Raw genomic sequence first — 7,680 nt, 5'->3', positions numbered from 1 at the left:
TCTCGGCATCAGTAACAGAGCCAGGGCCGGACAACGGCAACTATTATTTTACGAGACTATGCAGAATGGATCTTCCCGGCAATCAGATCACAGTGCTTAACCGCTCTGTCTTTCAGCGGTTAAGGTCTTTTTATAAGCGTGCAGCCAATCTGACAGATATACTCTATGATCCGACACTGAATTATCTTCCGGCACAGGGCAGTACGTCTGATGTTAAAATGGCGCTTACAAACTTGAAACTGACGGTCGACGGTACTTTGTATGCCATCAATCAAGTTTACAATACCAGCATTACGCCTAAAAGTAACATTAAACTTCCGATGTTTAAAGATCCTGAATATTATGTAGGGCGTGATTCAATCAATGCGGGTACCTGGTTCAATGCACTTAAAGCGGGAGGTTCAGTGAATAACGGTATGGGGAATTTTGTTCAGATCAGGAACGGAAATCTAAGGTCATTATTCAGGGCCAATACCACTAGGCCGGTTCCTGCAAGTGCCATAAAGAATATTTCTGCTGACTATCAGTTAGGGACTGATAACAGGACTTTGTACCAGACCACAGGCCTGAGTATTGAAAAGACCACGCTTGATGACCTGGAATCACAGTCCATATTGTCAAGCTTTGAAGGCCCCTTCAGTTTTTCAGGGCAGGACCAAAGCACTATAACCGGATTGCCAAATACACCTTCCCTTAGCTTTGGATCTGGAGGATTTGGTGGGGGATCAAATAATTTCCCGGCCTACGCAGTTTTGTCCAATAATAATATAATCCTGTTTCCAACTACTGCTTTGAGGCTATCTGTTTTAGGCGTCGATGCAATAAAAAATAACGCATACGTGTTTGCAGGTACAGAAAAAGGGCTAATGCCACCTGATAATCTCGTAGTTGCCGGTCAGGATAAAGGTACCGGACCAGCCAAATGGGTGAATTTTAGACCTAAAAATGGCAGCAGTACGTTCTTCATAGGCTTTGACCGTAACAATAATATCTATTTCGGCAAGCACTATAAGACTGGCGTGGGTGCTACTACCCAGTATGATCCTTTAAAAATTTACGTGATTAAAAAACCTTAAGATATGTTTAAGAATATACATTTAACTGTTTTATCAGTTGTGCTTATCTGCTTGGCAGCTTGTCACAAAACTGAATTTAACAGCGAAGGCAGTGAAACTGCAAAGGTAAGCTTTTATAATGCCTCCAATAAAATTGATTCGGTTCTTACCGCGGCTAAAACAACTGTAAAAATTGTTTTGCCGCTTAGTTTACAGAGTGGTCAGCATAGCGCTCCGCTGGTCGGCAACCTGCTGCCTTTTTTCCAGGGAGGATCAGGGGTAATCCATGAATTTCCCGGAACCAGCAATCTAAACGCTGTTCCCTGGATGGTATTTGAAGATTATAGTGCAGGTGTTTATCAATCAGACCTGCATGCTGACGGCCTGGCTTCGCCGATTTTGTTCTCCTTTAATATGCAGGTGATGAAGAATAACCACAATACCTATTTTTTATCTGATAGCGCGGGCAATTACAAGACTACAGCAGTTACGCATCTGGACAGAGCACAGGCCGGAAAGATTCGCTTCCGTTTTATACAGCTCAGCCCGGATGCAGATTCATTAAACCTGCACATCAACACAGTATTGCAGGCCGGTAAATTTCAAAATATGTCTTATCGTAAAATTTCAGATTATATAGAATATGACATGCCTAAAGATTCGCTTTTGCGTCTCAGGTTGTTTAATGGAAGCGATTCCTTAAATATAACTGCCCGGAGAGATTTGACGGTGCAGCCGGGAAGCAGCTATTTTCTGATTTACAAGGGCTACAGCAAGGACCATGATGCAGGAAAATTTGGCAGGGATGAAGCGATTATCCGAAATGCTGCGCTGGACGTTAGAAAAATCGAATAACAGGATTGCAAAGAATATTGTATTTAATCATCAGGCAGGTTTGAAAACCTGCCTTTTTTAAATCCAGAGCATCTCGTCTTCTGAGGACCGATTTATGGTCTGAATATTCCGGAACAAATAGACGATCGGCGCTATTAAAGCGATTACCATAATAACAATTAAAACGGTGTTTACTTTCATATTTAAAATCTATTACAAAAAGCCCTGACATCCATCACGGCTTTTTATTATCAACTAAACCTATAAATACTAACCAAATATTTATGATGCAAAGCTAGAGCCCTTTTATTAAACCAATGTTAAATAATCAATACATATTATCCTGATTAATAACATAACATGATTCGCCCTTTAATTTAAAACCAATAGACTTTCTTTGTCCCCAACTAGTGAATTAAGGATTTAATATGAAAAAAACAGCGATTCAGGTCAACTCAGATCTGCAAAAATTCATTGAGAAGTTTGAGCCGAACAAATTTAAACTGATGGCGAAGGGAATTGAAATCAGAGGCATTAACGACATGCACAGAAACATAGTCCAGGCGAAGGACCTGATCGAAAGGCTGGAACTCAACCTGATTGTTTCGCACAATGCCGAAATGCTCAGTTACGGCGGTTTCGAAGTTAATGTCCTTTAGAACGAAAAAAAGATATTAAACAAAAGAGCCCTGTTCAATTTGAGCAGGGCTCTTTTGTGTTAAAAGAAAAACAGAGCCAACACTTTTCAATGAAAAATAGAGCCGTTATTACTAGCTTTGCTTGTGAATTGTCAGCTGAAAAATGAAACTATCGCTTACAGACGCGACTTCTGGTGGTCATCTGCTGCTGCTGAACGACGGCCAATATTTCGACCGTTTTTTTTATGGCAGGGATGGCGCTAATAAATATTTCTCAATGGTCTGGAACCGCGGGGAGCAGCAAACCGTTACCATTGACGGGGAGCCAATTGTTTTTCCGCATCAAACTATACTGCCATTGATGTTCAATCAGTCTTTTTCCTTTGAACGAACCTCGGATTTGACAGCCTGGCAGTTTAACAGGGAATTTTATTGCATCATTGACCATGACTCGGAAGTGAGCTGCGTTGGATTTCTGTTTGGGCTCGGCACAAATCTGTTTATTAAGCTGGATGATGCTTCGCAGCAAAAGATGGAATTGCTGCTCAATATGTTTGTTTCTGAAATGAACACACCGGACAATGTACAGAATGATATGCTGGTGATGCTGCTGAAAAGACTGATCATTACAGTGACTCAACTGGCCAAATCTGAATATATTCCTGACCAGCGGCAAAATAACGAAAGGTTCAACATGATCCGAAAATTCAATCTCCTGGTAGAAGGTAATTTTCACAATGAGCATTCGGTCAATTTCTATGCACAGAAGCTCAATAAGTCACCAAAGACCCTTTCAAACCTTTTCGCCTTGTTCAACCAGAAAAGTCCGATTCAGATGATCCAGGAACGCATCATTATTGAAGCAAAGCGTCTTTTGTACTATACAGACAAATCTGTCAAGGAGATTACCTATGAGCTGGGCTTTGAAGATCCGGCCTATTTCTGCAATTTCTTCAAAAGACATACTTCTTATCCGCCTCTTGCCTATAGAAACAAGAAGGAAAAAACGGAAAGGGAAAAAATTACAATCTCTGGGGAATAATCCCTATTATTCCGGCCTCTGTTTCAGGCCATCTTTGTATCGTTGACACAAACAAAACATCAACAGCAAAGAAAATGAAAACTCTAAATCTAAAAAACAAAATCAAAGGTGGCGTTTTAGCTACAACAGTAGTATTAACTACAATTGCTGGTCAGGTAAATCAAGCTCAAGCTCAATCGGTTAAAAATGTAGTGCTTGTTCACGGCGCTTTTGCAGACGGGTCGGGATATAAAGCGCTTTATACCGTGCTTACAAAAAAAGGATATCATGTGACTGTCGTGCAAAACCCATTGACTTCGCTGGAAGATGATGTAAAGGCAACCCAGGTAGCTTTGGACAAACAGGACGGACCGGCCATATTGGTGGGACATTCCTGGGGAGGTGCGGTGATTACCGAAGCTGGGAACCATCCTAAGGTAGCTGCTCTTGTATATATCGCTGCTTTTCAGCCTGACAATGGTGAGTCTGCCCTGCAATGGCTGCAGACAGCGCCTCCGGTTCCTGAAAACGGTGTTCTGCCTCCGGATGATAAAGGCATCGTATACTATGATCAGGCAAAATATCACGCGGGATTTTGCGCTGACATCAGCAAAGAGGAAGCGGATTTCATGTATGCTTCGCAAGGGGCCTTTTATGCCAAAGGTTTTGTATCGCCCATCACCCACGCCGCATGGAGAGATAAACCGGCTTATGCCCTGGTTGCTACTGAAGACAAAAGTATTGCTCCCGAAATTCAGCGTGCGATGTACAAACGCTCCAATACAAGAGTGACAGAGGTCAAAGGAAGCCACGTGATATTTATGTCGCAGCCTGAAAAAGTAGCAGCGGTTGTTATTGGAGCCGCAGAGAAGGCAGCTCAGAAGAAATAACTGTACTTGCATTTCGTAAACTTAAAAAGCCGGTGTTTTGCCAGAGTCGCGAACACCGGCTTTTTGGCATTAAGGGTAATTTATCTACTGACATGCGCAAAGTAAATCCTTTACAAAAGGTTAATCATATATTTTAACGCTGAATGGAAATTAATAATTATCATTGGCCCAGTTTTACTAACTTAGTATAGAGGGATTATTTATAATGGCTGCTTATAGCGCATTTACTGATCGGCAACTGACTGAATTGCTACGGACGGGCGATCGTGCGGCCTATACTGAGATCTATCACCGGTACAAAAGACTCCTTTACATTTTTGCATTTAAGCGTCTTGGCGACAAAGAAGAAGTCAATGATTTGCTTCATGATCTTTTTCTCAGCATATGGATGAAGCACGAGGAAATGCAACTGGAATATGCCTTGTCGACTTATTTGTATAACAGTACACGCAACCGGATCATCAACTTTGTAGCACACAAGCAGGTCAGTGCCAAATACACCGAGAGTTTTAAGCTTTACAATGAAACGGAGCACAATACTACAGACCATCTGCTGCGGCACAATGAACTTTCTGCACTGATAGACCAGGAAATAGCAGCTTTGCCCAAGAAAATGAGGCAGGTTTTTGAACTGAGCAGGAAGACCAATTATACCAGGAAACAGATTGCGGAAGAGCTTGGCCTTTCAGAAGAAACCGTAAAAAGTCATATGCACCATGCCATAAAAATACTCAAAGTAAGGTTTGGACCGCTGCTCGTGTTGAGTATACTGATGAATATATAACAAGGTATCTACAGGCTGGCCGCATATAATTTACTGTATTGTTTCAATACAGTTTGCCAGTTTTTTCCAAACTCTACATTCATCATCCTGCCATCAGGGGCGATCAGTATTTTGGAAGGGAAGCCTCTGATCTTAAAGTCCTTTTCAACCACTCCCTCTGAAACCGCTACGGGTATCGTAAACTTGTTGGCTTCCAGATATGCCCTTACACTTTTCTCACTATCACTGCAAGCGATGCTCAAAAATTCTACCCCTTCATGTTTTCCTGCCGCTACTTCCCCGCTAAATTTATTAACTTCCGGCATTTCAGCCCTGCATGGCCCGCACCAGGTACCCCAAAAGTCGAGCACCACCCACTTTCCTTTAAAACTGTCCAGCGAATACTTTTTTCCGTCTATCGTGGTTAGCTTAAAGGCAGGTGCGGCTCTCCAGCTTCCCAGTATATTATTTACAAAAAACTTGTTAAAGTCCTTGTCTGGAAATCGCCTGGTATACAGTTCCTGCATTTCCTGTACGTTATCGGGCTCCGCATTGATATGTTCACCAAATACAGCAAGTGCCTGCTGCTCATTCCCGTTAGCCATCAGTTTATCGATGAACTCTTGTCTGTATGTTTCCTGGTTTTTTATAAATACCCGGTCATAAAAACTGGAATAAGCCTTTTCTTTGGGTGTTTTGGGAGAATATTGCGCTGATTTAGACAAAAAGCTCATTGCATCCGCTGCGCCTGCGGCTTCGGCCTGTTTGTATTTGAAGTAATAAGCGCCTGCGAGCATGTTCTGCTCTGCATACCGGTTTACATTCAAAGTATCAGCAGCATACCTTTCTGTCCTGGCGATTGTTTTGTTCAGTAAGCTATCGGCCTCAACTGTTTTTTTTGCGTCCAGAAGCATCTTGTATACCAATAGAGCATACCTGCTGCCATTGCCGCTTTTCATTTCCTCATCGCTCATTTTTTCAAAAGCAGTGGTCGTCGACAACAGCAGAGGTATATTTTCCTTTTCAGTTCTTGCTTTAGCCCATAGGTACAAAGGATTTGTTTTTAGTTGGTATAGTGGGTCTTTTGTATTGTGAAAAAGTTCTGCCAGTTCATAGTGTTCTTTGCGTCTGGCCGTTTCACCGGCATCATTCAGGTCATACACTAAAAATCCCTGTGCAAAAGAATGCTGTATCCAGTCATCAAAAGAGCTGGTTTTTATGGCGTATTTACTCACTTCGTATGCTTCAGCTGCCCCACGCTCGCTTAGTGCCGTGCCCATTTTGTTGTGCAGGTGACTGGAGTTGTTCCTGATCACTTCATTTGGTATGTCTATCAATAGTTTGGAGTACTCCTCATGAGATTTCTGACCATCCAGGCGCTGTACCGCATCCAATCTGTTGATCAGGAAATACGGGTCATTCGCAAAGCGTTTGTTCTTATCGTCCTTCAGCAATTGATAAACCTTTACCGAGTCATAAACGGTGCCTTTTTTGAGAGATTCGCTCCAGAAGCTCATTTTCACCGCCATGTTTACCCATGCTGAATCTGTTTGCGGCCTTGTCAGGCGGCCTCCAAGCTTTTGGGTCTGTGTTTGGTCAGATTTTATTTTAGGAGGCATCCCTTGCGAATTCCCGGAATCGTAAGTTCCTTTGGTAGTGCTGATCGCGCTTTCGACCATGCCTGTCTGTGTATCGATCATATATTTACGCTCTGTGATCGTACCATTTTTCTGAGTAATGCTGGAATTGATGACCAAACTGGTTCCTTTACTGCTTGTTACTTTAAATGGAACGTCAGAATTTTTCGTCTTCCATTCAGACGAAAGGCTAATCTTTTGATCAGGAAGCTCCAGGAATAAATTTTGCAGGCGGGATTCAAAATCTCCGCCGGCATTGCCAAAAGTTTGTTCGCCGATCTGCTTGTCTATCTGCCATTCCGCCATTTTCTTTTTTAAGTATTCAATTCTGTCTGATACCTCGATTACTTTGCCTTTAGGACTCACCGTTATCTTAAAAGGCTGGTTCAGCATGGCAAGTGGCAGCAATACAGCAGTCGAATAAAAATTTGTTTTTTTAACAGAATCGGTATTCAGGAGTGTGCCACCGGGTACATTTTGATCCCGGATCAGTACCTTTACGATTTTGCATTCAAATACAGTATTGCCCCCTGCATTTTTCCCCAGCGATTTAAATGCATAGGTATACTGTTCATCACTTTTAAAAGTGCCGGCATCTTTGGTAGTGGTTTTAATTTCAAATTCCTTGTTTTTAGGAACGTTGATCTGTTGTGAAAATGTGGCTGCAGAGCATGCAGTGAGGAGGAGCGTTAATAGGGTTTTCATACAAACATTGGTTAAATGATGTTATAAATATAAAGAATAGTTTCTTTATTATTCACAGGAGTGGAAAGACGCTCAATAACTAAATTAAGTCTCAAAATTCTGGTTAACTATGCAATATTCTGCTAAATATTACAAAA

General features: G+C 41.9%; 7 protein-coding genes. 6 read left to right on the top strand and 1 reads right to left on the bottom strand.

The features are described 5' to 3' along the window. The 6 genes from VK541_RS04925 to VK541_RS04900 all read left to right on the top strand — a co-directional run. Positions 1-1,076, top strand: a 1,076-nt coding sequence (locus tag VK541_RS04925) for a hypothetical protein (RefSeq protein WP_324367503.1), incomplete at its 5' end; no start/stop codon positions are given. Positions 1,077-1,079: 3 nt separating this feature from the next. Continuing rightward, positions 1,080-1,910, top strand: coding sequence for a hypothetical protein (locus tag VK541_RS04920; RefSeq protein WP_324367501.1), 831 nt, complete (start codon positions 1,080-1,082; stop codon positions 1,908-1,910). Positions 1,911-2,317: 407 nt separating this feature from the next. Then, positions 2,318-2,548 carry a hypothetical protein gene (locus VK541_RS04915; protein WP_324367499.1) on the top strand — a complete coding sequence of 77 codons (231 nt, stop codon included), beginning with the start codon at positions 2,318-2,320 and terminating at the stop codon, positions 2,546-2,548. Positions 2,549-2,690: 142 nt separating this feature from the next. Continuing rightward, positions 2,691-3,569: a helix-turn-helix domain-containing protein gene (locus tag VK541_RS04910; protein ID WP_324367497.1), complete on the top strand. Its 879-nt coding sequence runs from the start codon at positions 2,691-2,693 to the stop codon at positions 3,567-3,569. Positions 3,570-3,643: 74 nt separating this feature from the next. Next, positions 3,644-4,438 carry an alpha/beta hydrolase gene (locus tag VK541_RS04905; RefSeq protein WP_324367495.1) on the top strand — a complete coding sequence of 265 codons (795 nt, stop codon included), beginning with the start codon at positions 3,644-3,646 and terminating at the stop codon, positions 4,436-4,438. A gap of 205 nt (positions 4,439-4,643) precedes the next feature. Further along, positions 4,644-5,222 (top strand): RNA polymerase sigma-70 factor, encoded by a 579-nt coding sequence (locus tag VK541_RS04900; RefSeq protein WP_324367493.1) that lies wholly within the window; start codon positions 4,644-4,646, stop codon positions 5,220-5,222. A gap of 8 nt (positions 5,223-5,230) precedes the next feature. On the opposite strand, the gene VK541_RS04895 is transcribed toward VK541_RS04900, so the two are convergent. Continuing rightward, positions 5,231-7,543 carry a redoxin domain-containing protein gene (locus VK541_RS04895; RefSeq protein ID WP_324367492.1) on the bottom strand — a complete coding sequence of 771 codons (2,313 nt, stop codon included), beginning with the start codon at positions 7,541-7,543 and terminating at the stop codon, positions 5,231-5,233. Positions 7,544-7,680 lie beyond the last annotated feature (137 nt).

The organism is Pedobacter sp. (assembly GCF_035317785.1).
Taxonomy (GTDB): Bacteria; Bacteroidota; Bacteroidia; order Sphingobacteriales; family Sphingobacteriaceae; genus Pedobacter.
This window is presented reverse-complemented; position numbering and strand designations above follow the sequence as displayed.